This window comes from Undibacter mobilis (assembly GCF_003367195.1).
GTDB lineage: Bacteria > Pseudomonadota > Alphaproteobacteria > Rhizobiales > Xanthobacteraceae > Pseudolabrys > Pseudolabrys mobilis.
This window is the reverse complement of sequence record NZ_QRGO01000001.1, coordinates 931,042-954,671: the sequence shown is the minus strand read 5'-3', so window position 1 is coordinate 954,671 and position 23,630 is coordinate 931,042. Positions and strand designations below refer to the sequence as shown.

The following is a 23,630-nucleotide window of genomic DNA, read 5'->3' as shown; positions in this document are numbered from 1 at the left end:
GACGGCGTGTGCTACCTGCCGAAAGGCAGATCAGCCGCCGAAAGCGCGGCCCGTGCGCCGACAAGACACCGCGATGGAGCGCCGCGGGGCGCGGGTTTCTCCTGTCGCAGGGAGAAGCCTCGCACCCACAAGGTGCGATCCACAAAGAGCGCCTCGCGGCGCTCCATCCCCCCCGGCTTTTGCCGGGGACGGAGAGGGGAAGGCAGGCCACCCCGGGCCACTCAACAACAGGGGCGATGACGCGCGTCCGCAGCATTTCGCCCGCTCTTGCCCGCCGCCATTTCGGCCTATAATGACGTCCGCACTTGTTCCGTCCCGGGCCGTCCCAAAGGAGTTTCCATGTCGCAAGCCGCCGAGAAGCGCCCCGCCAAGCCTTCGATCTTGAAGGACCGCGACTTCCAGTGGGAGGACCCGCTCGGCCTCGAGTTCGACCTTTCCGAGGAAGAGCGCATGGTGCGCGACACCGCCAAGGGCTTCGCCGAAGATTACCTGATGCCGCGCGTCACCGAGGCCTATCTCAACGAGACGCACGATCCGAACAATTTGAAGGAGATGGGCAAGCTCGGCCTGCTCGGCCCGACCATTCCAGAGGAATACGGCGGCGCGGGCCTCGGCTATGTCGCCTACGGCCTGATCGCCCGCGAGATCGAGCGCGTCGATAGCGGCTATCGTTCGACCATGTCGGTGCAGTCTTCGCTCGTCATGTATCCGATCTATGCCTATGGCTCCGAGGAGCAGCGCCGCAAATATCTGCCCAAGCTCGCCTCGGGCGAGATGGTCGGCTGCTTCGGCCTCACCGAGCCGGATCACGGCTCCGATCCGGGCTCGATGGTGACGCGCGCCGAGAAGGTGGCCGGCGGCTTCAAGCTCAACGGCGCCAAGACCTGGATTTCCAACGCGCCCTTCGCCGACATCGCGGTGGTGTGGGCCAAGCTCGATGGCGTCATCCGCGGCTTCATCGTCGAGCGCGGCACCAAGGGTTTCTCGACGCCGAAGATCCAGGGCAAGCTGTCGCTGCGCGCCTCGACCACCGGCGAGATCGTGCTCGCCGACTGCGTCATTCCCGAAGAGAACATCCTGCCGAATGTGCAGGGACTGTCGGGTCCGTTCGGCTGCCTCAACAATGCGCGCTACGGCATCGCCTGGGGCGTCATGGGCGCCGCCGAGTTCTGCTGGCACGCCGCGCGCCAGTACACGCTCGACCGCAAGCAGTTCAACCGGCCGCTGGCAGCGACGCAGCTCGTGCAGAAGAAGCTCGCCGACATGCAGACCGAAATCGCGCTCGGCCTGGCGGGCTGTCTGCGCCTCGGCCGCATGATCGAAGCCGGCCGCGCCGCCCCGCCGTCGATCTCGCTGATGAAGCGCAACAACTGCGGCAAGGCGCTCGACATCGCCCGCGTCGCCCGCGACATGCACGGCGGCAACGGCATCTCGAGCGAGTATCACGTGATGCGTCACGTCGCGAACCTCGAGACGGTCAACACCTACGAGGGTACGCATGACATCCACGCGCTGATCCTCGGCCGCGCGCAGACCGGCATTCAGGCGTTTTTCTAAGTGAACGTCGTCATCGCCCGCGAAAGCGGGCGATCCAGTCGTCACCTGAGCTTTGCGGTGTACTGGATGCCCCGCTTTCGCGGGGCATGACATGCCAATGGAAATAACCCTCCACACCGCCTCTATGCTGTTTTTTGCCGGCATTGGCGGCGGGCTTCTGACGTCCCTGGTCGGCGGCGCTGCGGTCATCACTTACCCGGCGCTGCTTGCCGCCGGCCTCCCCCCGCAGACCGCGACCATCTGCAACCTGGTTTCGACCTTTCCCGGCGTATTTCTGGCCGCGATGTCCGACCGCGGCCAGTTGCCGAAGCTCGATCGTGCCTTCGCCGGCATGGTGGTGGCCTCGATGCTGGGCGCGGTGCTCGGTGCGGGGCTGCTGCTGGCGACGCCGCAGCGTCTCTTCGCCGTACTCGTGCCGCTGCTGCTCGGCTTCGCCACGGTGCTGTTCGCCTTCGCCAAGCCGATCGGCGAATGGGCGCAGGCGCGCGCCGCGCGCAAGGGCCGCGCCATCGACTTCAGCGTCACCAATCTGAAAGTGCTGCTGCCGGTGTCGGTCTATGGCGGTTATTTCGGCGCCGGCGTCGGTGTGCTGATCCTCGGTGTCATGTCGGTCGCGACCCGCGGCGATTATCGCTCCGCCAATGTCGCGAAGAATCTGGTGGGCGGTCTCAACACCTTCGCGGCCGCGGCCGTCTTCATCGTCAAGGGCGCCGTCGTCTGGATGCCGGCCCTTATCATGATGGCCGGCTCGATCATCGGCGGCCAGATCGGCGCCGCGCTCGCCAAGGTGGCGCCGCGCCACGTCATGCGCATCGCCGTCACCGTGATCGGCGCGCTGCTGACGGTGTATTTCGCCTGGGAATACTGGTTCTAGCGATCCTTCGCCGCCGTATGTCGGGCCAGTTCGACGATGCGCCGGGTCATGGCGCTGTCGGCGTCGGTCAACGGATCGAGTACGGTGAAATGGTCGGCGCCGGCGATCGGCTCGTAACGCGTTTGCGCGCCGCGCTTGCCCCACTCCTCGGCGATCGTTTTGCTCTGCCGCAGAAACTCGTTCGATTCGATGCCGCCGACCGCGGCGTCGAGCATCGCGCCTTGCGGCACCGTCCAGTACAGCGGCGACATGCGACGCGCTTCCGCATCGTCGAGTTTCAGGTCGGCGTTGAACGACACGTGCGTCAGCGGCGCCAGATCGAACACGCCGGAGATCGCGTAGCCGGCCGGCACCAGATCGGCGGGCGCGGACGGCTCAAGGCTTTTCCAGTCGGTGGCGATCATGCAGGCGGTCAGGTGCCCGCCGGCGGAATGACCGTAAACCGTGATGTGCTTCTTGTGCTTGCGCCATAGCGTCAAACATGCCGCCCGCATCTGGTCCGTAATGGTGGCGATCGACACGGTCGGGCACAGGTCGTAGCCGATCACGGCGACGCCGATGCCATGCGCGTTCAGCCCCTTGGCCATCTGGCTGAACGACACCGGCGACAGCGCGCGCCACCAGCCGCCGTGAATGAACATGGCGAGCGGCGCGTCGGCGCCGTTGACCGGAAAGAAATCGATGGTCTGGCGCGGCGACGGACCGTATTTCAGGCCGATCTGCGCGTCGGTGCGGGCGCCGCGATAGGCCTTGGCCTCAGCCTCCCAGCGCGCGAAAATCTGCGGATGCTCCGGCACGCGGGCGCGGTTGTCGTATTCCTTCTCGTAGTCGATGGCCATCTCGCTCTCTCCGGGTTTTCCGCTGACACTGGCGTATGGAACAGCGCCGAGCAAGGGACGTGCGGGCGGCGGCGCGATGCGCTAAACTCCGTCCATGTCCGCTCTCATCAAGCCTCTGGTCCTGCCGGTCGACGGCCGGCAATCGGAAACCGCGCTGGCGGTGGCGCGCGGCACCGCGCGGCTGCTGCACGCGCACGGCTTTTGCGTGGTCAGCGAACTGCCGTTGCCGTCCGGCCGCCGAGCCGATCTGGCGGCGCTCAATACCAATGGCGAGGTCTGGATCGTCGAGATCAAATCTTCGGTCGCCGATTTCCGCGCCGATCAGAAGTGGCAGGACTATCGGGCGCATTGCGACCGGCTGTTCTTCGCCACCTCGCAGGACGTTCCATGCGAAATCTTCCCGCCCGATACGGGGCTGATCGTGGCCGATGCCTTCGGCGCCGCATTCCATTGCGAAGCGCCGCAGCACAAGCTCGCCGCCGCGACGCGTAAAGCGATGCTGCTCTTGATTGCGCGCGCCGCCGCGCTGCGCCTGCAATCGCTCATCGACCCGAACGGGCCGTATGGGGAGTTTGTTTAATTTATCATTCCGGGTTCGCGCATTCAGCGCCAACCGGAATGAAAGAACGCTACCGCGGCGCCCGTTTGGCCAAGATCCGCTGCAGGGTGCGGCGGTGCATGTTGAGCCGGCGCGCGGTTTCCGAAACGTTGCGACCGCACAGTTCGTAGATGCGCTGGATGTGTTCCCAGCGCACGCGGTCGGCCGACATCGGGTTTTCCGGCGGCTCGATCTTGGGGCTCTCATGCGCCAGCAGCGCGGCGAGCACGTCGTCGGCATCGACCGGCTTGGCGAGATAGTCGACGGCGCCGAGCTTCACCGCGGTCACGGCGGTGGCGATGTTGCCGTAGCCGGTAAGGATGATGCCGCGCGCGTCGGGACGCTGTTTGTTCAGTGCGGAGATGACGTCGAGGCCGTTGCCGTCGCCGAGACGCATATCGACCACCGCGAAAGCCGGCGCCGATTTCTCGACCTGCATCAAACCGTCCGACACTGATTCGGCCGTTGTCACCTCGAAGCCGCGCTGTTCAAGCGCCTTGGCCAGGCGCTGCAGGAACGACTTGTCGTCTTCGACGATCAGAACCGAGCGGTCGGCAATATTGTCGAGCGGCAGCGGTGCTTCAATCGTTTCGGCGGCGGCGTCCATGCGGTCAGTTTCCTCCATCGCGGTTATTTAAGACCGGTAACACATCGTGATTGTATGGCGAAATCAAGTCGCCGCAAGACCCGCCGTTCGCTCGAAATCGGCTCTGTTCCAGCGCAATTTGACGATCGCGCCGTGTTTCGGCGCCAATTGATTGGCGAAAGTAATCGCGGCGCCAGAGCGTTCCAGCAGCGTCTTGGCGATGAAGAAACCAAGGCCCAGGCCGACCGGCTGATCGTCCTTGCCGTCGGGTTTCCTGCGGCGTGTGGTCACATAGGGCTCGCCGATCCGCGCCAGCACGTCGGGCGCGAAGCCCGGCCCGTCATCGGTGATGGTGATTTCCAGCGTGGCATCGTCCCATTGCGTGACAACGTCGACGCGCTCGCGGGCGAAATCGACGGCGTTCTCCAGCAGATTGCCGAGGCCGTAGACGATCGCCGGATTGCGCGCGCCGACCGGTTCGGTCTCGCGCTCCGACGGCGCGCTGACCGCGATGGCGACGTCGAAGTCGCGATGCGGCGCCACCACTTCCTCGATCAGAGAGGTCACCGGCGTGCGGTCGAACGGCGCGCCGGTCGATGACAGCTCGGTAATCTTCGACAGGATCTCGCGGCAGCGCGACGCCTGCGAACGCAACAGCCGCACGTCGTCGCCATGCGGCGCGTCGGCGGGAATGGCATTCTCGAGTTCCTTGGCGATCACCGAAATGGTTGAGAGCGGCGTGCCGAGTTCATGCGCGGCGGCGGCGGCCAGACCGTCAAGCTGCGACAGGTGTTGTTCGCGCAGCATCACCAGTTCGGTTGCCGACAGCGCATCGGCAAGCTGGCGCGACTCTTCGGTGATCTGCCACGCATAGACGCCGATGAAGCCGATGGCGAGCAGGATCGAGAGCCAGACGCCGGCCATGTAGATTGGCGGCAGCCGCAGCGGATCGGCATCGTCCCACGGCAGCGGATAGTGCACGAACACCAGCAGCGTCGCGCAGGCGATGGCGAAGATGCCAAGCAGCACGGTGAAGCGTGGTGGCAAGGCCGTGGCCGACAGCAGCACCGGCCCGAGGAAGAGGAACGCAAACGGGTTCTGCAGGCCGCCGGTCAGATAAAGCAGCACGGCGAGTTCCGCGACGTCGAAGGCGAGCAGCCAGGCGGCGCGGTCGGGCTCGAGCCGCTGCGTCAGGTGGAAGCGCAGGCGTAGTGCGATGTTCAGCCAGGCCGACAGCGCGATGGCGGCGAGACAGGTCCACAGCGGCAGCGGAAATTCGAGGCCAAAGTAAACCACCAGCACGGCGGTTGTCTGGCCGATGACGGCAAGCCAGCGCAGGCGCACCAGCGTGTCGAGGCGGACATTGCGGCGCGGATGGTGCTGGGCGAGTTCGAGGGCGGGAGGCATGACGACGACCTTAGCCGAAATCGGAAGAAATGCCGATCCATCAATCCTCTTGCGTCCGGCGCGGCGGAGGGTCACATCTGGCGCCAACGGCCGGGAATTCTTCATGCATACAACCCCACCCGCGGCGATTGCCGTCGATAACCTCGTCAAGCGCTACAAGGGCGTTGCGGCGGTGGATGGCATCACCTTTCACATTGCACCCGGCTCGGTGACCGGCCTGCTCGGCGGCAACGGCGCCGGCAAGACCACAACCATCGCCACCATCATGGGCCTTGTGACGCCGACGTCGGGAACTGTGCGCGTGCTTGGCGCCGCCATGCCGGCGGAGCGCTACCGCGTCCTGCACCGCATGAATTTCGAAAGCCCCTATGTCGACATGCCGATGCGGCTGACGGTGCGGCAGAACCTTACCGTGTTCGCGCAGCTCTACGGCGTTGCCGACATGACGGCGCGTATCGCCACGCTGGCCTCCGAACTCGATCTCACCGAATTCCTGGATCGGCCGACCGGCAAGTTGTCGGCGGGCCAGAAGACGCGCGTATCGCTTGCCAAATCGCTGCTGAACAAGCCCGATGTGTTGCTGCTCGACGAGCCGACCGCGTCGCTTGATCCCGACACGGCGGACTGGGTCCGCGGTCATCTTGAGCAATACCGCGCTGAAACCGGCGCCACCATTCTGCTCGCCTCGCACAACATGAACGAGGTCGAGCGCCTGTGCGACCGCGTCATCATCATGAAGCGCGGCCACATCGAGGATGATGACACGCCCGAGCGGCTGCTCGCCCGCTACGGTCGGGAAAATCTGGAAGAAGTGTTTCTCGATGTCGCTCGCGGCCGGGGGGAAAAGCGGGAGACGGTTGAGTGAGTATTCGTCGGTCATTCCGGGACACCGTGAAGCGGTGGGCCCGGAATCCAAACGCCCGGTCTGTGATTATGGATTTCGGGCTCGCGGGCTTTGTCCGCGCCCCGGAATGACGAGGAAGTTATGACCTCCATCACCCCCGCCCCCACCACAAGTTTTTCCCCACAACGCGTCGCTGCCATGGTGCGGCGCTATTGGTATCTGTTGGTCTCGTCCTGGCCGCGCCTGCTCGATCTCATCTACTGGCCGGCGGTTCAGATGCTGATGTGGGGCTTCCTGCAGGTCTATGTATCCAAGAACGCCGGTTTTGCTGCCGGCGCGGCCGGCACCTTCATCGGCGCGGTGTTGTTGTGGGATATCCTGTTCCGCGGCCAACTCGGCTTCTCGATCTCGTTCCTCGAGGAGATGTGGGCGCGCAATCTCGGCAACCTGATGATGTCGCCGTTGCGCTCGACCGAATTCATCGCCGCGCTGATGATCATGAGCATCATTCGCCTGTCGATCGGCATGATCCCGGTGACGTTCATGGCGATCGCTTTCTTCGGCTTCAATCTCTGGGGGCTCGGGCTCGCGCTCGTCGCGTTCTTCATCAACCTCATCCTGACGAGCTGGGCGATCGGCATTTTCGTGGCCGGTTTACTCCTGCGGAACGGCATGGGCGCAGAAAGCATGGCCTGGACCATCATGTTCCTGTTCCTGCCGCTGACCTGCGTCTATTACCCGGTGTCGGTGCTGCCCGAATGGCTGCAATACGTGGCTTGGGGGCTGCCGCCTACTTACGTGTTTGAAGGCATGCGGGCGCTGCTGATCGACCATGTGTTTCGCGCCGATCTGATGGTCGAGGCCTTTGTTTTCAACGTGGTGCTGTTTTCCGCGGCCGCTTATGCCTTTGTTCGCCTGCTGGAGAGCGCCCGTGTCAACGGTTCGTTGATGCAGACCGGCGAATAGCATTAAATGTATGTAATCATGTGGCTTTTTAGGGCGTAAACCCAAATCTCATACTTGTGCGTTATGTTGACGCGGTGCGTCAAAACCGACAGTGTGCCGCGGTGCAAGAAGAGCCGGAACCCGACCTCATGCCTATTGGTGAATTCGACGGCGCGGCAGCGATGCCGTCCGGCAGCGGCGGCGCTCTTTCGGCACCGCTCTACTGGCTTTACGAAATGGGTCACGCCGCGCTCGATCCTTCGCGCCGCTTGGCCGACGCGACGAAGTTGTTCTTTCGCAATCCCGGCAATCCTCTCGCGCACACGACTTACGGCAAGTCGATGGCGGCGGCGGCCGAACTGTTTGAACGTACCACGCGCGTTTACGGCAAGCCGGAATGGCACATCGACGATACGGTGGTCGGCGGCGAACGCGTCCCGGTGAATATTCATTCGGTGTGGGAGCGGCCGTTCTGCCGGCTCCTGCATTTCGAGCGCGGCTTCGAACGCGCGCCGCGCCGCCCGCAGCCCAAGGTTCTGATTGTCGCGCCGTTGTCAGGCCATTACGCCACGCTGTTGCGCGGCACGGTCGAAGCCTTCCTGCCCAATCATGAGGTCTACATCACCGAATGGCGCAATGCGCGTTCGGTGCCGCTGGCCGAAGGCCGCTTCGATCTCGACGATTACATCGACTACGTGATTTCGATGCTGCACATGCTGCAGGGCGATTGTCATGTCGTCGCCGTCTGCCAGCCCGCGGTGCCGGTGCTTGCGGCGGTCTCGGTGATGGAAGGCAACGACGATCCTTACGTGCCGCACACCATGACCTTGATGGGCGGCCCGATCGACACGCGCGTGCGCCCGACCGCAGTCAACAAGCTCGCCGAAGGCAAGGATATCGACTGGTTCCGTCGCAACGTCATCACCAAGGTGCCGTTTCCGCATCCCGGCTTCATGCGTGACGTCTATCCGGGCTTCCTGCAGCTCAGCGGCTTCATGAGCATGAATCTGGATCGCCACCTCGAGGCGCATCGTTCGCTCTTTACCCATCTCGTGAAGGGCGACGGCGACTCGGTTCAGAAGCACCGCGAGTTCTACGATGAGTATCTCGCCGTCATGGACCTGTCGGCGGAGTTCTATCTGCAGACCGTCGATACCGTCTTCATCAAGCACGCGCTGCCGAAAGGCGAGATGACGCATCGCGGCCTGCCGGTCGATCCCGGCAAGATCCGCCGCGTCGCGCTGATGACGGTCGAAGGCGAGCACGACGACATTTCCGGCGTCGGTCAGACCGAAGCCACGCATGTGCTGTGCCCGAACATCCCGGCCGAGGACAAGGTGCACTACCTGCAGCCTGGCGTCGGCCATTATGGCGTGTTCAACGGCTCGCGCTTCCGGGCTGAAATCCAGCCGCGTATCGCCGACTTCATGCTGTCGCACAATGGCGGCCACGGCGGCGGCAAGAAGCGGGCCTTCTAGGCAGGGCTGATCAGACGCGCCGCTTTGTGGCACAGTGAGGCGGCAGGCGATTCTGCCCCTGGGCTTCGGCTTTCATGTCGCTTCCTTTCCGCGCTCTGTTCTCGCGCCGCGCCAGCGAACCGTCGATCATCAGTATCTCGTTCGGTGACGAGATCTTCGACATCGCGCTGCGCCGGAACGCGCAGGCGCGCCGCTTCACCTTGCGAGTGCAGTCGGCGAGGCGGGAGGTGGTGTTGACGTTGCCGCCGCGCGGCAGCCTCAAACAGGCCCGCGATTTTGCCGAGCGTAATGCCGCCTGGATCGCCACAAGGCTGGCGCGGCTGCCGCAGCCGATTCCCTTTGTCGATGGCGCGGTTGTGCCATTGCGCGGGACACCGCATCTCATTGTGCATCGGCCGCAGGCGCGCGGCGCGGTGTGGACCGAGGCCGAAGGCGAGGCGGCGCTGCTATGCGTCGCCGGTGAAGCGCCGCACGTCGCCCGCCGCATCCGCGACTATCTCAAGAAGGAAGCCCGGCGCGATCTCGATATCGCGAGCCGGCGTGCCGCCAGCGCGCTCGGCGTCACGCTCAGGCGGGTGTCGGTGCGCGATCAGTCGAGCCGCTGGGGTTCGTGCTCGACCACGGGTGTGCTGTCCTACTCGTGGCGCCTGATCCTGACCCCGCCTTTCGTTCTCGAATACCTCGCCGCGCACGAGGCGGCTCATCTTGTCGAGATGAATCACAGCCGGGCTTTCTGGCGTCAGGTCGAGCGCATCTGCCCCGACTTCCGGCGGGCCAAAAGCTGGCTCGACGTCCACGGCGCCGAATTGCACCGCTATGGCAATGACGCCTAGCGTCGGCTAGTACGTCGTCTGGAATTCCAATCCGGTCGTTTTCATGCTCGTCCCCGGCACTTTCGCGTTGACGCTTCTGCTGGCGGCTCTCGCCGCTTCCGGGCCGCTGTCGACCGACTTCTATCTGCCCTCGATGCCGGAGATTGCGGCGCAGCTCCATGCCTCGCCGTCCGAAGTGCAGTTCACCATCTCGCTGTTCCTGTTCGGCTTTGCCGCCGGCCAGATTGCCTACGGACCGTTCTCGGACAGGCATGGCCGCAAGCCGGTGCTGCTGATGTCGATGGGCATTTTCCTCGTCGCGACGGTGCTGTGCGTCATGTCGACGTCGATCGAGATGCTGATCGGCGCGCGTGTGCTGCAGGCTTTTGGCGGCGCTGGCGGCGTGGTGCTGTCGCGGGCGGTGGTGCGCGATCTCTATTCCGGCCGGCAGGCCGCCCGCGAGATGTCGATCATCTCGTCGGTGATGGCGCTGGCGCCGGTGCTGGCGCCGATGTTCGGCGGCATGGTGCAAGCCGCGTCGGGCTGGCGCGGTGTGTTTACAGTTCTTGGTCTGATCGGCGCGACTGTGGCGATAGCCACTTATTTCTGGCTGCCGGAGACGCTGAAGGAGCGCGCCACCGAGCGCGTGTCCGTGGCATCGATCTGGCAGTCGTATCGCATCATTTTCCGCAACCGCGCTTACTGCGCCTATCTGGCCATGTGTACCGCGACCTATTCCGGGCTGCTCGCATGGCTCGCCGGCTCGGCCTTTCTGCTGCAGAACGTCTACAGGCTGACAGCTTTCGAGTTCGGTTTTGTATTTGCGCTGGGCTCGGCCGGCTATCTGATCGGATCGAATATCGGCGCGCGAGTTGTCGTTCGCCTCGGCATCGACACGGTGATCGGCATCGGCGCCGTGCTGGCGACGGTCGGCGGCGGCGCTTTCTTTGCATCCCTGTATATCGGTTTTTCCTCCTCGCTCGCCGTGGTGCTGCCGATGACGGCCTATCTGGCGGGTCTCGGCATGGTGCTGCCGCAAGCGATCGCCGGCGCCATGACGCCGTTTCCGGAGCGCGCCGGCGCGGCGTCATCGCTGTTCGGTTTCATTCAGCAGACCGTGGCTGCGCTCTGGGCGTCGCTCGTCGGCCTGCTGCTCGATCGGGGCGCGATGCCGCTTGCCGCGGCCGTCGCGATCATGGGCGTCGCGACGCTGGTCATCTGGATCGCGACGCGCGGCATCCGCAAAAGCCACGCCGCCATTCACGACGTCTGATTTAGCGCCGGCTGCCGAACAGATTGTCGAGCAGCCAGCCGTCGAGGCCGCCGCCGCTTGTGGTCTGGCGCTGTTCGTTGCTTGCGACCGGAATAGCGGCGGGCGGCTGCGGTGGCGGCGCCTGGGCCGGCTGGCCGCCGCCGAACAGGTTGCCGAAGAAGCCGCTCGACGGCACGCTCGGCAGGCCGGCGACCGGCACGCCCTGATGGGCGTCGCGCATGTAGCGGCTCCAGATCTCGACCGGCAGGCCGCCGCCGGTCATCTTCTTCATCGGCGAGTTGTCGTCGTTGCCGAGCCAGACGCTGGTGACGAGCTGCGCGGTGTAGCCGATGAACCAGGCGTCGCGGAAATCCTGGGACGTACCGGTCTTGCCGGCGGCCGGCCAGCCGGGTAGGTCGGCCTTGTGTGCGGTGCCGACGGTCAGCGTCTCCTGCATCATCTGGTTCATCATGCCGATGGTGCGGGCATCGACGATGCGGCCGAGCGGCTGCTGATGGCGCACATAAAGCACCTTGCCCTCGACTGTGCTGATGCGCTCGATCACGAATGGCATGACGGCATTGCCGCCATTGGCGAACACTGCATAGGCGCCGGTGATCTCAAGCGGCGACACCTCCGAGGTGCCGAGCGAAATCGAGGCATTCGGCTCCAGCTTGGAGGCGATGCCGAGGCGGTGCGCGGTGCGGATCACCGCCATGGGCGTCACTTCCATGGTGAGCCGCACCGACACGGTGTTGAGCGACAACGCCAGCGCCCGGGTCAGCGTCACCGGACCGAAATATTCGTGGCTGTAATTCTCCGGCGCCCAGCCCTTGATCTTGATCGGGCCGTCGACGCGCACGGTGTCCGGCGTCAGGCCGCGCTCCAGTGCGGTGAGATAGACGAAGGGTTTGAAGGCCGAGCCCGGCTGGCGCTTGGCGGCGACCGCGCGGTTGAACTGGCTTTCGGCATAGTTGCGCCCACCGACCAGTGCGCGCACCGCGCCATTCGGCGTCATCGACACCAGCGCCGCCTGCGTCGCACCGCCCTTGAGCGCCTTGGCCAGCTCATCGGCCAATGCCTTTTCGGCGCTTGTCTGCAGCCGTGAGTCGATGGTGGTCTGGACGACGATGTCTTCCTCGATATGGCCGAGCGAATCGTTGACCGCATCCATGATCCAGTCGGCGACATAGTTGCTCGACGCGCTGTTGACCTGCGCCACGACACGCGGCGGCTTGGCGATCGCCTGTTTTTCGTTCGCCGGCGTGATGAAGCCGAGTTCGGACATCGAAGCGAGCACGAGACGTGCGCGCTTTTCTGCAGCGTCGTAGTCGCGCGTCGGCGCCAACCGCGACGGCGATTTGACGAGGCCGGCCAGCAAGGCGGCTTCGCCGATCGAAAGCTGCTTGGCCGGCTTGCCGAAATAGCGCTGCGACGCCTGCTCGATGCCATAGGCGCCGGCGCCGAAGTAAACGCGATTGAGATAAAGCTCGAGGATCTGCGCCTTGGAGAACTTGCGCTCCAGCCAGATGGCGAGCATCGCCTCCTGCAGCTTGCGGGTAAGCGTGCGCTCCTGCGTGAGGAACAGGTTCTTGGCGAGTTGCTGCGTCAGCGTCGAGCCGCCCTGGGCGACGCCGCGATGCATGATATTGGCCACGGCGGCGCGCGCAATGCCGTAAGGGTCGACGCCGTAGTGATCGTAGAAGCGCCGGTCCTCGATGGCGATGAAGGCCTTCGGCACGTAAGGCGGCATGTCCTTGAGCGCCAGCACTTCGCCGGCCATGTCGCCGCGGCGGGCGAATTCCTTGCCGGCCGCGTCCAGCATGCGGATGGTCGGCGGGCGCTTCGGAATTTCGAGCGACTGGATCGGCGGCAGATGGGCGCCGACATAACCGACGACGGCGGTCAGGCCGATGCAGACCCAGATGCAGGCGATCAGCGACCAGTAAGCGAGGCGACCCAGCAACGGGCGCTTGCGCCCGCGCGCCTTCGATCGGGATTTCTTTTTCTTCGCAGACGATTTGCGCGGCCGGGTTGGCCCGGTGCCGTCGGACGTCACGCGCACTTCGGGCGCGTGATCGAAAACCGGCTCGCGGCGTCCGCCTGTTCGTCCCGGTCCCGACGTCATCTGCGCAAACCCAAACTCGACAAAACGCCGGCGTCTCCGCAGGACGCCGATCCCCGCGCCGAGCGTAGGCGGGGCGGTTTAAGGGGCCGTAAAAAGCCGCGGATTTTCGGGATTTCCGAGCGCGTCCGGCTTCAGGTTTATTAACTATATAGCACGCTGCAATATCGGCGCTTTCGCGGCACGCGGCGCTGGCTTGGTGCCAATGCCTATTTGCCCGGCGCGGCTGCCGCCGGCGCCGCGGGCTTCACGGCGGTCCGCTCCAGCCGCTCGCCTTCGATTTCCAGCGTGCCGACACCAGTCGGCATTTTCAGCAGCCCGGGCAGGATAACCGGCGTGCCCTCGATCGGCATGAACCAGATTTCCAGCCCCGGCCGGCCGCCGACATATTTCACCAGCATGCTGTCCGGCCGGTAGCCGGCGATCGGATGCAGCACAACGGCGCAGACCAGGGCCGGCCCGTTATAGCCGCGGTTGAGCTTGAGCTTGTCCATGCGCTTGTAGGTGAGGACGAGATCGTAGCGGCGCTGCCCGTCGAAGATCGACAGATTGCGATTGCACTGGATCGGCGACAGCGGCGGCGTTTCCGCCGTCGCCGGGATCAACATGGCGCTGAGCGGATCGGTGACGTTGCGCTTGTGCTCGTCGGTTACCGGAATCCGAATGGCGTTGTCCGGCGGATCGTCGATGCGCAGCGCTTTGACGTTGCCGCTCTCGAACGTCATTTGCAGCCCGGTTGTTTCGCCGTCGTCGACCACATTCGAGGAGAAGAAGCTCGGCGCAGCGCGGTCGGCCTCGAAGACGCCCTGGACAGCGACGCGGCCCTCGCCATTGACCAGAATGCTCACGGCGCGACTGGCTTTGCCGCTCGCGGTCGTCTTGTAATCATTCGCGCCGAGGTCGATGGCCCAGGTGATCCGGCCGACCGGAACGCCGATCATCGAAATCGCATACTGGATGACGACGCGCACTTCCGGCGGCGGCGACGCGGCCTTCACGCCCGGCAGCGCCGCGAGCAGGGCGGCGATGGTCAGGCCCGCAGTGCAAATGGCCGGACGACGGAGCATGGCGCCGAATTCAGGTCCGCTGTGTGAATCCAGGTAGCTGTACGTATTCAGGGTGCATGTCACGCCGCGCCTTTGCCCGGTCTGGCGTCGGGCCGGGAAAACAGCGCGATCAGCGCGCGTTTGACGGCGGCCTGACGGGTCGGCGAGGTGATCTGCGCACCCATCAGGTCGGTCACATAGAACACGTCCACCGCGCGTTCGCCGAAGGTTGCAACATGCGCCGATGCGATGTTGAGATTGAGCTTCGACAAGGTCGCGGTCAATTCATACAGCAGACCCGGCCGGTCGAGGCCGGCGACCTCGACCATCGTATAGCGGTGGGACCACTGGTTGTTGATGTCCACGCCCGGCTCAAGCGAAAACGCCTTGATGCGGCCTTTCGGCGGCGCGCGCCGGGAAACGACATCGGGCAGGCGCAGCTCGCCGCGCAGGGCCTTCTCGATCGACGAGGCGATGCGATCGGCGCGGCGCTGCTCGTCGTCGTCGCGCTCGAACTCGCGCGACAGCGAAATGGTGTCGAGCGCCTGGCCGTCGGTGGTGGTGAAGATCTGCGCATCGACGATGTTGCCGCCGGCCATGGCGCAGGCGCCGGCAATGATCGACAGCAGCCAGGGATGGTCGGGCGCCAGCACGGTCAGTTCGGTGACCGCGCGGGCCGTGTCGAAGCGGATCGACGTAGCGAGACTCTTGCCGGAGCCTTCCACGCTGCGCAGCAGATCGGCGTGCTCGATCTTGTGACCGAGATCGACCTTGAGCCAATAGGCCGGGTAGAGACGGGCGATGTGTGCCTCGACCTTTTCCGTCGGCCACTGCCTGTCCTGCATAGCGTGGCGGAATTCGGCATGCGCCGCCGCAACGCGCTGGGCGCGGTTGACCTCGGAGAAGCCGCCGGTCAGCACCGGTTCGGTCTCGAAATAGAGCGTGCGCACAAGCTGCGCCTTCCAGCCGTTCCACACGCCGGGACCGACCGCCTTGATGTCGGCGATGGTGAGAATGGTCAGAAGCTTGAGGCGCTCGACAGACTGCACCACCGCGGCGAAATTCTCGATGGTCTTGCGGTCCGACAGGTCGCGCGACTGCGCGACGGTCGACATCACCAGATGCTGTTCGATCAGCCAGGCCACGGTCTCGGTGTCCGCCGCCGACAGGCCGAGGCGCGGGCACAGCCGCCGGGCAACGCGGGCACCGGCAATCGAATGATCCTCCGGCCGGCCTTTGGCGATGTCGTGCAGGAACATCGCCACATAGAGCAGCGTGCGGCTCGCCGGCTTGATCTTGTGGATCAGTTCGTTGGCGAGCGGCGCGTCACTGGCCGCGCCTTCTTCCATTTCGGAAAGGACGCCGATGCAGCGCAACAGATGCTCGTCCACCGTATAGTGGTGATACATGTTGAACTGCATCATCGCCACCACCTTGCCGAAGGCGGGAACGAAACGGCCGAGCACGCCGGCCTCGTTCATGCGGCGCAGTACGGTCTCGGGATCGCGTTTCGACGTCAGGATGTCGAGGAACAGCCGGTTGGCTTCTTCACTGTCGCGCAGTTTGGCGTCGATCAATTGCAGCGAGCGCGTCATGGCGCGCATCGCATCGGGATGCAGTGCAAGATTGTGCTTCTGCGCCAGATGAAAGATGCGGATCAGGTTGACCGGGTCGCGCTTGAAAACATTGGCATTGGCGCAAAGGATGCGATTGTTTTCGGCGATGAAATCTTTCGAGTCGCCGAGCTGCTTGCGCTTGACCGGGCGCAACTTCGACATCACCCGGCTCAGCACCGGCGCGCCCTTGGCGTGGCTGTCTTCGAGCTCCGCCGACAGGATCGCCGTCAGGTCGCCGACATCCTTGGCGACCAGGAAGTAGTGCTTCATGAAGCGCTCGACGTCCTGCATGCCGGGATGTTCGGTGTAGCCGAGCCGGACGGCGATCTCGCGCTGCACGTCGAACGACAGGCGCTCCTCGGCGCGGCCGGTCAGGAAATGCAGGTGGCAGCGCACCGCCAGCAGGAAATCTTCGCAGCGGCGGAACAGCGCGTATTCGTGCTTGTCGAACACGTCGCGCTTCACCAGTTCTTCCGGCTCGCGCACGCGGTAGACGTATTTCGCGATCCAGAACAGCGTATGCAGATCGCGCAGGCCGCCTTTACCGTCCTTGACGTTCGGTTCGACCAGATAACGCGACTGGCCGCTGCGGCGGTGGCGCTCCTCGCGTTCGGTAAGCTTGGCGGCAACGAATTGCGCCGCGGTGTTGCGCACCACGTCGGTGTCGAAGCGTGTCACCAGTTCGTCGAACAATTTGCGGTCGCCGAGCAGGAAGCGCGACTCGAGCAACGCCGTGCGGATGGTCATGTCCGCCTTGGCCTGGCGGATGCACTCGTCGATCGACCGCGTGGCATGGCCGACCTTCAGCCCGGTGTCCCACAGGGCATAGAGAATCGTCTCGGCGACCTGCTCGCCCCAGGCGGTCTGCTTGTAGGGCAACAGAAACAACAGATCGATGTCCGAGTTCGGCGCCTGGAAGCCCCGGCCGTAGCCACCGGTGGCGACGATTGCCATGTGCTCGGTCTCGGACGGATTTTCCGACGGATACAAATGCTTGCGGACGAAATCGAAGAGGATGCCGATGATCTCGTCTTCCATCCGACAGATGCGCTCGGCGCAGAGCCGTCCTTGACGGTCCTGCAGCAGCAACCGCTCGGCCTTGTCTCTGCCTTCGTTGAGCGCGGCCTTGAGTCGCTGTGCGACGGCGGCGCGCAGTTCGATGTCGTTGCCGCGCTTGGCGGCGGCCAGCTTTTCCAGATCGGCGATGATGGCGCGGGTATCGATCAGGTCGCCGTTTCGGTTGGACGAAACCGCAGGCTTGGTCGTCGAATCGCGATCGAGGGCAAGGGAGGCCATAGGGTCATCCGGATAGCGGAGGGCGCGTTGGAAGTCACCGCCGCCGTTTCAACATAGTGCCGGTTCTGTCAAAGGTATGGATTTGGTATAATTTTCCAAGTTATGAAGCAATATAGCTAATATTATGCTTTTGACGCCGGAAATTCGGCGTCCTAAAGAAGAAAAATTCTGCGGGGCGTGGCGTTCCGCCGTTCTTGGGGAGCAAGACATGGTTTCGTTTTCAAGGCGTTTACTGATTGCGCTCGGCCTGGTCGCGGGTCTTGTCCCGGCGACCGTTGCTCAGGCGGCTGACAAGCCGAAGGAATTGCGCATCGACTGGGCGACCTACAACCCGGTTTCGATCCTGCTCAAGAACAAAGGCCTGCTCGAAAAGGAATTCGCCAAGGACGGCATCGCGATCCGCTGGGTGCAGTCGGCCGGCTCGAACAAGGCTCTCGAATTCCTCAATGCCGGCTCGATCGACTTCGGTTCGACCGCCGGCTCGGCGGCGCTGGTTGCCAAGATCAACGGCAACCCGATCAAGTCGATCTATGTCTATTCGCGTCCGGAATGGACCGCGCTGGTCACCGGCAAGGACAGCAAGATCGCGAAGATCGAAGACCTCAAGGGCAAGCGCGTCGCGGTGACGCGCGGCACCGATCCGCATATCTTCCTTGTCCGCGCGCTGCTGGGCGCGGGTTTGACCGACAAGGACATCACGCCGGTACTGTTGCAGCACGCCGACGGCAAGACTGCGCTGATCCGCGGCGACGTCGATGCCTGGGCCGGTCTCGATCCGATGATGGCGCAGGCCGAAGTCGAGGACGGCGCCAAGCTGTTCTACCGCAACGCTGCCGCCAACACCTGGGGCATCCTCAATGTTCGTGAGGACTTCGCCAAGGATCACCCAGATCTCGTCAAGCGCGTGCTCGCGGTCTACGAGGAAGCGCGCAAATATGCGCTGTCGCACTACGACGAAGTGAAGGCCGATTTCATCGCCGTCACCAAACTGCCCGGCGCGGTCGTCGACAAGCAGCTCAAGGAGCGCACCGAGCTTACTCATTCGAAGATCGGCGCGCCGCAGCGCGAGTCGATTCTCGAGGCGGGCCTGGCATTGCAAAAGGCCGGCGTCATCAAGGCCGACGTGGACGTCAAGAAGACCGTCGATGATCTAATCGACGGCCAGTATCTCGCGTCCGGTACGAACTAAGCGCCTATCATCCAGACGTCCCGGACGCGATGTGTCGCATGGCGTGTGCGGCACCGCGTCCGGGATACGTTTATTGGCTCCTTGCCTTTTGCGGTGGTCCTATGTCTGTTGGGAGCATGAGTATCGCAGCCGATGACATCGAGACGGCCCCGGCGCCACGCGCGTCGTGGACCCGTTATGGCAAGCCGGTCCTGGGGCTGTTCGTCCCGGTCGTGCTGGCGGTCGGCTGGGAACTGGCGGTGCGCTTCGGCCTGTCCAATGGCCGCCTGGTGCCGCCGCCGTCGGTCATCTATGCGACCTTCATGGAGCTCGCCAAAACCGGCGAATTGCAGCGCCATGCCGCGGCCACGATGGCCCGCGTCGCTGCCGGCTTCGGCCTCGGCGTCGCCGCCGGCACCGTGCTCGGCGCCATCACCGGTTATTCGTCGCTGACGCGGCGGCTTCTCGACCCCACGCTGCAGGCGCTGCGCGCCATTCCCTCGATCGCCTGGGTGCCGCTGTTCATTCTGTGGCTCGGCATTTTCGAGGCTTCCAAGATCACGCTGATCGCGGTCGGCGTGTTCTTCCCGGTTTATCTCGGCGTCATGGGCGCGGTGATCTCGGTCGACCGCAAGGTGGTCGAGGTCGGCCGTGCCTTCCGCCTCAACGGCTTCCAGATGGTCCGCCGCATTCTGCTGCCCGCGGTGCTGCCGTCTTATGTGGTGGCGTTGCGCTCGGGCCTCGGCCTCGGCTGGATGTTCGTCGTCGCCGCCGAATTCATGGGCGCGTCGGAAGGCCTCGGCTTCCTGCTGGTCGATGGCCAGCAGCTCGGCAAGCCGGCGCAGATCGTTGCTGCCATTGTCGCCTTCGCCGTGCTCGGCAAGATAACCGACTGGCTGATCGTCGGCGCCACCGCGCCGCTGCTGCGCTGGGAAGACCGCGCCCGGCACACGGAGGCTTGACGCGATGTTGCAGCTCGAAGGCGTCGGCAAAACCTATCCGAACGGCGCGCATGCGCTTGAAGGCGTCAGCTTCGCCGTCTCGCCCGGCGAGATCGTCGCCATTGTCGGGGGCTCCGGTTGCGGCAAGTCGACCATGCTGCGCGCCATTGCCGGCCTCGATACGCCGAGCCGCGGCCGCGTCGTGCTCGACGGCGCCACCGTCACCGCGCCGCACGAAAAGATCGGCATCGTTTTCCAGGAGCCGCGGCTGCTGCCGTGGCTCAGCGTCGCCGACAATATCGGCTTCGGCCTTGAACACCTGCCGAAGGCCGAGCGTGTCGCGCGCATCGGCGAGGCGCTGCGGCGCGTCGGCCTGGCCGAGAAGGCGCGGGCGTGGCCGCGCGAACTCTCCGGCGGCCAGGCGCAGCGCGTCGCCATCGCTCGGGCCCTGGTGCCGCGTCCCGAAGTGCTGCTGCTCGATGAGCCGTTCTCGGCGCTCGATGCCTTCACCCGCGCCGATCTGCAGGAACATCTGCTTGACCTCTGGGCCGACCTGAAGCCGACGCTGATCCTGGTCACGCATGACGTCGAGGAAGCCGTCGTGCTGGCCGACCGCATCTATGTAATGAAGCCGCGCCCGGGGCGGCTGTTCGAGGAGATCGTTACCGGTCTGCCGCGGCCGCGCGATCGCCAGTCGGTCCGCTTCGAGAGCGTGAAAAAACAGGTCCTGGCGGCGCTGGATCGTTCGCTGGCGCGGAACAGCCGTGAAAAAGAGGAAGAGGCGCCCGCCGGCGCCGGTCTATGGTGGTGAGCGAAATCGTCGGCTATGGTCCCGGGCTGAAATTCGATCCGGGAGATAAACGACATGCGTATGTTCCAGGTCTGCACCTGCGGGCAGCCCCTCCAACTCAATGAGAAGCCGACGCCGGAGCCCAAGGGCACCGAGGTCCTTCTGAAGATCAAGGCGTCCGGCGTTTGCCATAGCGATCTCCATATCTGGGACGGCTACTACGAACTCGGCGGCGGCAAGCGCATGCAGCTTCTCGAGCGCGGCATCAAGCTGCCGCTCACGATGGGGCACGAGAATGTCGGCGAGGTGGTCGCCGTCGGTCCCGACGCCAAAGGCGTCAAGGTCGGCGCGGTCAAGCTTGCCAATCCCTGGATTGGTTGCGGCGAATGCGTCGTCTGCCGGCGCGGCGAGGAAAACCTGTGCCGCACCCCGAAGAATCTCGGCGTGTTCTCCGACGGCGGCTATGCCAGCCATCTGATCGTGCCGCATCCGCGCCATCTGTTCGACATCGGCAATCTCACCCCGGTGCAGGCCGCTCCGCTTGCTTGCTCGGGCGTCACTGCCTTCAGCGCGTTGAAGAAGGTGAGTGACACGCTCAAGGACGAGCCGGTGGTCATCATGGGCGCCGGCGGCCTCGGCCTGATGGCGATTGCCCTGCACAAGGCGATGGGCGGCAAGAGCGTCGTCATGGTCGATATCGATCCGGTCAAGCGCGAAGCCGCGCTCAAGGCCGGCGCGGTGGCGGCGATTGACGGCCGCGCCCCGGACGCCGCGAAGCAGATCATCGACGCCACCAACGGCGGCGCCTGGGCGGTCATCGACTTCGTCGGTTCGTCCGACACCGTGAAGCTCTCGATCGACGGGCTCGTCACCAAAGGCGGCAAGATCGTCATCGTCGGCCTGTTCGGCGGCGACATTACGATCTCGACGCCGTTCTTCCCGATGCGCGCCATGACCATTCAGGGCTCCTATGTCGGCTCCCTGCCGGACATGAAGGAATTGCTCGAACTCGTCAGCCGTACCGGCGCGCCGCCGGTTCCGATCCGCGAGCGCCCGCTCGATGAAGTTCAGCAAGCGCTCGACGATCTCAAGGCGGGCAAGGTCATCGGCCGCGTCGTGCTGACCACTCACTAATCCTTCTTCGATACGGGAAGGCCTAAGCAAGGAAGAACTATGGACGCCAATGAACTGCGCGCCATGCAGGCGCCGATCAAAGACAAGTACAAGAGCGATGCCGCTTCGGCGATGATCACGCTGAAAGCCAAGGGCACGCTCGACGACACCAGCATCGCCTGCAAGGTGGAGACCGGCCGTGCGCTGGCGGTCGCCGGTCTGCATCCGGCAACCGGTGGCTCGGGCATGGAATTGTGCTCGGGCGACATGTTGCTGGAAGCGCTGGTCGCCTGCGCCGGCGTGACCGTGAAGGCGGTGGCAACCGCGCTCGAAATTGCGCTGAAGTCGGGCAAGGTTTCGGCCGAAGGTGATCTCGATTTCCGCGGCACGCTCGGCGTCGCCAAGGATGCGCCGGTCGGCTTTGCCCAGATCCGGCTGCGCTTCGATCTCGACACCGACGCGCCGCAGGAAAAACTCGACCAGCTTCTCAAGCTCACCGAACGCTATTGCGTGGTCTATCAGACCATCAAGAGCGGCCCGTCGGTGGATGTGAAGATGGCGCGAGCGTAGAATTCGCGCCCCCGGGCGCGCGATGCAATGCGCAGTGTTGCATCGCAGACCCGGGACTTTGATCTCTGGAGCAGAAGCTAGGTCCCGGTTCTGCGGCGTACCGTTTCACGCTGCGCCGCGCCCGGGACACGAGGCCACCGGATAAATGTCCCCCGACTTCTATTTTGCGCTGACTTTGTTCGTGCGCATGGCTGTGACCGCCGCGTTCCTGATCGCGGCGACCGTTACGGCGGAGCGGGCAGGGCCGCTGATTGGCGGCCTGGTGGCGACACTGCCGATCAGCGCGGGGCCGATCTATATTTTCCTGGCCATCGATCACGGCGCGCATTTTGTCGGCCAGAGCGCGCTCGGCAGCATGATCACCAACGCCTTCAACATCGCCTTCGCTGTAGTCTATTGCCTGCTGGCGCAGAAGCGGTCGCTGGTCGTCAGCCTTGTCGGCGCTTTCGCGCTATGGGCCGTGTTGACCTGGATCGTTAATCAGGTCCATCCCGGTCTGTGGGGCGCCATCGCGATCAATGTCGTCGCGCTGGCGGGCGGGTTGTGGCTGGTATCGTCGCTGCGTCACGTTCAATTCCCGCGCATGCGTACCTATTGGTACGACTATGTGCTGCGCGCCACGATGGTGGCGGTGCTGGTCGGCATTGTTGTGACGCTGAGCCATCACATCGGCGCGACCGCGAGCGGCAATCTCGCGGTGTTTCCCATTGTGCTGACCAGCATCATCATCATCCTGCATCCGCGCGTCGGCGGGCCGGCAACTGCGGCGGTGATGTCGAATGCCGTCGTCGGCCTGGGTGGTTTCGCCGTCGCCATGTTGGTGCTGCATCTGGTAGCGGATGCGCTCGGCTCGGTATGGTCGTTACTTCTGACGCTGGCCATCTCGGTCGGCTTCAATCTTCTGATCTTTTACGCACAGCGACGGATGAAAACGGCATGAGCGCGGTTCTGGTCTCGCCGCTGTTCTGGCTCGGTCTCGCCCTCAAGATCGTCATGACGGCGAGCATTGTCGTCGTCGCTTCGGTGATCGTCGAACGCTCCGGACCGTTCATTGGCGCGCTGATCGCCGCACTGCCGACCGCGGGCGGCGCGGCGATGATCCTCCTTGCCATCGAGCACGATGCCCATTTCATCGCCCAGAGCACGATCGGAAGTATGGTGGCCAACGCGGTCTGTCCGATCTTCGCGCTGACCTTCGCCGTGCTGGCGCCGCGTTACCGGCTGCTGCCCAGCCTCGGCGGCGCGCTGGCGGTGTGGCTTGCCGGTGTATTCCTTTCACGGCTCGTGCCGTGGACGGTGTCGACGGCCTTGCTGGCCAACGCGATCGTCTATCCGGTGGCCATCTATATCGGTTTGCGCCTTGTCGGCGAGGTCAAGGCGAGGGCGCGCGTTGCCGTGTCCGGACGCGATCTGGCCTGGCGGGCCGGGGTGGCGACGCTTGCTGTTGTCCTCGTCACAGCCCTGAGTTCGTCGATCGGTTCGTACTTCTCCGGCGTTTTCGCCTTCTTCCCGGTGGCGATGAGTTCGTTCTTCATCATTCTTTACACGCGCGCGGGGGGCGCTGCGGCGGCGAGTGTGGCGGCGCATCTGCAGGCGCCGCTGATCGGCCTGACGTTCAGCCTGCTGGCGGTACACCTGCTCGCCGAAGTCATCGGCGTGTGGTGGGCCTATCTGATCGGCCTCGCCATCGGCATCGCGTGGAACGGACTGTTGTGGCTATGGAAGAACAGGAAGCGTTAACTGTCATGCCCCCGCTTTCGCGGGGGCATGACA

General features: G+C 64.5%; 21 protein-coding genes. 15 read left to right on the top strand and 6 right to left on the bottom strand.

The window, feature by feature from the left end; genetic code table 11:
* The first annotated feature begins 339 nt into the window (after window positions 1-339).
* Together DXH78_RS04435 and DXH78_RS04430 are read left to right on the top strand one after the other, a co-directional pair.
* Complete coding sequence (locus tag DXH78_RS04435) at window positions 340-1,557, top strand: acyl-CoA dehydrogenase (RefSeq protein ID WP_115515923.1); 1,218 nt, start codon at window positions 340-342, stop codon at window positions 1,555-1,557.
* 97 nt (window positions 1,558-1,654) lie between these two features.
* Window positions 1,655-2,431, top strand: a complete 777-nt coding sequence (locus tag DXH78_RS04430; RefSeq protein ID WP_168192701.1) for a sulfite exporter TauE/SafE family protein — start codon at window positions 1,655-1,657, stop codon at window positions 2,429-2,431.
* Here the strand turns inward: DXH78_RS04430 and DXH78_RS04425 are convergent.
* Window positions 2,428-3,270 (bottom strand): alpha/beta hydrolase, encoded by an 843-nt coding sequence (locus DXH78_RS04425; RefSeq protein ID WP_115515921.1) that lies wholly within the window; start codon window positions 3,268-3,270, stop codon window positions 2,428-2,430. The two genes, DXH78_RS04430 and DXH78_RS04425, sit on opposite strands and share 4 nt — an antisense overlap.
* Window positions 3,271-3,364: 94 nt before the next feature.
* Between DXH78_RS04425 and DXH78_RS04420 the strand changes: the two genes are divergently transcribed.
* Window positions 3,365-3,850, top strand: coding sequence for an MmcB family DNA repair protein (locus tag DXH78_RS04420; protein WP_115515920.1), 486 nt, complete (start codon window positions 3,365-3,367; stop codon window positions 3,848-3,850).
* Window positions 3,851-3,899: 49 nt separating this feature from the next.
* Here DXH78_RS04420 and DXH78_RS04415 read toward each other — a convergent pair whose 3' ends face one another.
* Together DXH78_RS04415 and DXH78_RS04410 are read right to left on the bottom strand one after the other, a co-directional pair.
* Window positions 3,900-4,475: an ActR/PrrA/RegA family redox response regulator transcription factor gene (locus tag DXH78_RS04415; protein ID WP_115515919.1), complete on the bottom strand. Its 576-nt coding sequence runs from the start codon at window positions 4,473-4,475 to the stop codon at window positions 3,900-3,902.
* A 63-nt stretch (window positions 4,476-4,538) separates the two neighbouring features.
* The gene (locus tag DXH78_RS04410; RefSeq protein WP_115517718.1) at window positions 4,539-5,861 is read right to left on the bottom strand and encodes an ActS/PrrB/RegB family redox-sensitive histidine kinase; all 1,323 of its coding nucleotides are present in this window, start codon (window positions 5,859-5,861) and stop codon (window positions 4,539-4,541) included.
* Between the two features lie 103 nt (window positions 5,862-5,964).
* Here DXH78_RS04410 and DXH78_RS04405 point away from each other — a divergent pair, with 103 nt between their 5' ends.
* The 5 genes from DXH78_RS04405 to DXH78_RS04385 all read left to right on the top strand — a co-directional run bounded on the left by DXH78_RS04405 (window position 5,965) and on the right by DXH78_RS04385 (window position 11,213).
* A complete protein-coding gene (locus DXH78_RS04405) occupies window positions 5,965-6,726 on the top strand; it encodes an ABC transporter ATP-binding protein (protein WP_168192699.1) in 762 nt (253 codons plus the stop codon).
* A 120-nt stretch (window positions 6,727-6,846) separates the two neighbouring features.
* On the top strand, window positions 6,847-7,671 hold the full coding sequence (locus DXH78_RS04400) for an ABC transporter permease (protein WP_115515918.1): 825 nt from the start codon (window positions 6,847-6,849) through the stop codon (window positions 7,669-7,671).
* 128 nt (window positions 7,672-7,799) lie between these two features.
* Window positions 7,800-9,128, top strand: coding sequence for a polyhydroxyalkanoate depolymerase (locus DXH78_RS04395; protein ID WP_115517716.1), 1,329 nt, complete (start codon window positions 7,800-7,802; stop codon window positions 9,126-9,128).
* A gap of 74 nt (window positions 9,129-9,202) precedes the next feature.
* A complete protein-coding gene (locus DXH78_RS04390) occupies window positions 9,203-9,961 on the top strand; it encodes a M48 family metallopeptidase (RefSeq protein ID WP_115515917.1) in 759 nt (252 codons plus the stop codon).
* A gap of 43 nt (window positions 9,962-10,004) precedes the next feature.
* Window positions 10,005-11,213 carry a multidrug effflux MFS transporter gene (locus tag DXH78_RS04385; RefSeq protein ID WP_115515916.1) on the top strand — a complete coding sequence of 403 codons (1,209 nt, stop codon included), beginning with the start codon at window positions 10,005-10,007 and terminating at the stop codon, window positions 11,211-11,213.
* A gap of 1 nt (window position 11,214) precedes the next feature.
* Here the strand turns inward: DXH78_RS04385 and DXH78_RS04380 are convergent, their stop codons facing one another.
* The 3 genes from DXH78_RS04380 to DXH78_RS04370 form a co-directional block, all read right to left on the bottom strand.
* Entirely contained in the window at window positions 11,215-13,320 is a 2,106-nt protein-coding gene (locus DXH78_RS04380; protein ID WP_115515915.1) for a transglycosylase domain-containing protein, read from the bottom strand.
* Between the two features lie 206 nt (window positions 13,321-13,526).
* Window positions 13,527-14,384: a DUF3108 domain-containing protein gene (locus tag DXH78_RS04375; protein ID WP_115515914.1), complete on the bottom strand. Its 858-nt coding sequence runs from the start codon at window positions 14,382-14,384 to the stop codon at window positions 13,527-13,529.
* 59 nt (window positions 14,385-14,443) lie between these two features.
* Entirely contained in the window at window positions 14,444-17,275 is a 2,832-nt protein-coding gene (locus tag DXH78_RS04370; RefSeq protein ID WP_115515913.1) for a [protein-PII] uridylyltransferase, read from the bottom strand.
* A 208-nt stretch (window positions 17,276-17,483) separates the two neighbouring features.
* Between DXH78_RS04370 and DXH78_RS04365 the strand changes: the two genes are divergently transcribed.
* The 7 genes from DXH78_RS04365 to DXH78_RS04335 all read left to right on the top strand — a co-directional run bounded on the left by DXH78_RS04365 (window position 17,484) and on the right by DXH78_RS04335 (window position 23,597).
* Complete coding sequence (locus DXH78_RS04365) at window positions 17,484-18,464, top strand: aliphatic sulfonate ABC transporter substrate-binding protein (protein WP_115515912.1); 981 nt, start codon at window positions 17,484-17,486, stop codon at window positions 18,462-18,464.
* A 116-nt stretch (window positions 18,465-18,580) separates the two neighbouring features.
* Window positions 18,581-19,405: an ABC transporter permease gene (locus tag DXH78_RS04360; RefSeq protein ID WP_245416730.1), complete on the top strand. Its 825-nt coding sequence runs from the start codon at window positions 18,581-18,583 to the stop codon at window positions 19,403-19,405.
* A gap of 4 nt (window positions 19,406-19,409) precedes the next feature.
* The gene (locus DXH78_RS04355; protein ID WP_115515910.1) at window positions 19,410-20,195 is read left to right on the top strand and encodes an ABC transporter ATP-binding protein; all 786 of its coding nucleotides are present in this window, start codon (window positions 19,410-19,412) and stop codon (window positions 20,193-20,195) included.
* A gap of 54 nt (window positions 20,196-20,249) precedes the next feature.
* The gene (locus DXH78_RS04350; RefSeq protein ID WP_115515909.1) at window positions 20,250-21,308 is read left to right on the top strand and encodes an alcohol dehydrogenase; all 1,059 of its coding nucleotides are present in this window, start codon (window positions 20,250-20,252) and stop codon (window positions 21,306-21,308) included.
* Window positions 21,309-21,347: 39 nt separating this feature from the next.
* Window positions 21,348-21,857 carry an OsmC family protein gene (locus DXH78_RS04345; RefSeq protein WP_115515908.1) on the top strand — a complete coding sequence of 170 codons (510 nt, stop codon included), beginning with the start codon at window positions 21,348-21,350 and terminating at the stop codon, window positions 21,855-21,857.
* Window positions 21,858-22,002: 145 nt separating this feature from the next.
* Complete coding sequence (locus DXH78_RS04340) at window positions 22,003-22,797, top strand: hypothetical protein (RefSeq protein WP_115515907.1); 795 nt, start codon at window positions 22,003-22,005, stop codon at window positions 22,795-22,797.
* Window positions 22,794-23,597 carry a hypothetical protein gene (locus DXH78_RS04335; protein WP_115515906.1) on the top strand — a complete coding sequence of 268 codons (804 nt, stop codon included), beginning with the start codon at window positions 22,794-22,796 and terminating at the stop codon, window positions 23,595-23,597. Before DXH78_RS04340 ends, DXH78_RS04335 begins: the two co-directional genes overlap by 4 nt.
* Window positions 23,598-23,630: the final 33 nt, after the last annotated feature.

What these genes read in the sequence shown, in the direction of transcription:
- DXH78_RS04435 (WP_115515923.1), top strand. Translation starts at nt 340, where the DNA reads ATGTCGCAAGCCGCCGAGAAGCGCCCCGCCAAGCCTTCGATCTTGAAG.
- DXH78_RS04430 (WP_168192701.1), top strand. Translation starts at nt 1,655, where the DNA reads ATGGAAATAACCCTCCACACCGCCTCTATGCTGTTTTTTGCCGGCATT.
- DXH78_RS04425 (WP_115515921.1), bottom strand. Translation starts at nt 3,270, where the DNA reads ATGGCCATCGACTACGAGAAGGAATACGACAACCGCGCCCGCGTGCCG.
- DXH78_RS04420 (WP_115515920.1), top strand. Translation starts at nt 3,365, where the DNA reads ATGTCCGCTCTCATCAAGCCTCTGGTCCTGCCGGTCGACGGCCGGCAA.
- DXH78_RS04415 (WP_115515919.1), bottom strand. Translation starts at nt 4,475, where the DNA reads ATGGACGCCGCCGCCGAAACGATTGAAGCACCGCTGCCGCTCGACAAT.
- DXH78_RS04410 (WP_115517718.1), bottom strand. Translation starts at nt 5,861, where the DNA reads ATGCCTCCCGCCCTCGAACTCGCCCAGCACCATCCGCGCCGCAATGTC.
- DXH78_RS04405 (WP_168192699.1), top strand. Translation starts at nt 5,965, where the DNA reads ATGCATACAACCCCACCCGCGGCGATTGCCGTCGATAACCTCGTCAAG.
- DXH78_RS04400 (WP_115515918.1), top strand. Translation starts at nt 6,847, where the DNA reads ATGACCTCCATCACCCCCGCCCCCACCACAAGTTTTTCCCCACAACGC.
- DXH78_RS04395 (WP_115517716.1), top strand. Translation starts at nt 7,800, where the DNA reads ATGCCTATTGGTGAATTCGACGGCGCGGCAGCGATGCCGTCCGGCAGC.
- DXH78_RS04390 (WP_115515917.1), top strand. Translation starts at nt 9,203, where the DNA reads ATGTCGCTTCCTTTCCGCGCTCTGTTCTCGCGCCGCGCCAGCGAACCG.
- DXH78_RS04385 (WP_115515916.1), top strand. Translation starts at nt 10,005, where the DNA reads ATGCTCGTCCCCGGCACTTTCGCGTTGACGCTTCTGCTGGCGGCTCTC.
- DXH78_RS04380 (WP_115515915.1), bottom strand. Translation starts at nt 13,320, where the DNA reads ATGACGTCGGGACCGGGACGAACAGGCGGACGCCGCGAGCCGGTTTTC.
- DXH78_RS04375 (WP_115515914.1), bottom strand. Translation starts at nt 14,384, where the DNA reads ATGCTCCGTCGTCCGGCCATTTGCACTGCGGGCCTGACCATCGCCGCC.
- DXH78_RS04370 (WP_115515913.1), bottom strand. Translation starts at nt 17,275, where the DNA reads ATGGCCTCCCTTGCCCTCGATCGCGATTCGACGACCAAGCCTGCGGTT.
- DXH78_RS04365 (WP_115515912.1), top strand. Translation starts at nt 17,484, where the DNA reads ATGGTTTCGTTTTCAAGGCGTTTACTGATTGCGCTCGGCCTGGTCGCG.
- DXH78_RS04360 (WP_245416730.1), top strand. Translation starts at nt 18,581, where the DNA reads ATGAGTATCGCAGCCGATGACATCGAGACGGCCCCGGCGCCACGCGCG.
- DXH78_RS04355 (WP_115515910.1), top strand. Translation starts at nt 19,410, where the DNA reads ATGTTGCAGCTCGAAGGCGTCGGCAAAACCTATCCGAACGGCGCGCAT.
- DXH78_RS04350 (WP_115515909.1), top strand. Translation starts at nt 20,250, where the DNA reads ATGCGTATGTTCCAGGTCTGCACCTGCGGGCAGCCCCTCCAACTCAAT.
- DXH78_RS04345 (WP_115515908.1), top strand. Translation starts at nt 21,348, where the DNA reads ATGGACGCCAATGAACTGCGCGCCATGCAGGCGCCGATCAAAGACAAG.
- DXH78_RS04340 (WP_115515907.1), top strand. Translation starts at nt 22,003, where the DNA reads ATGTCCCCCGACTTCTATTTTGCGCTGACTTTGTTCGTGCGCATGGCT.
- DXH78_RS04335 (WP_115515906.1), top strand. Translation starts at nt 22,794, where the DNA reads ATGAGCGCGGTTCTGGTCTCGCCGCTGTTCTGGCTCGGTCTCGCCCTC.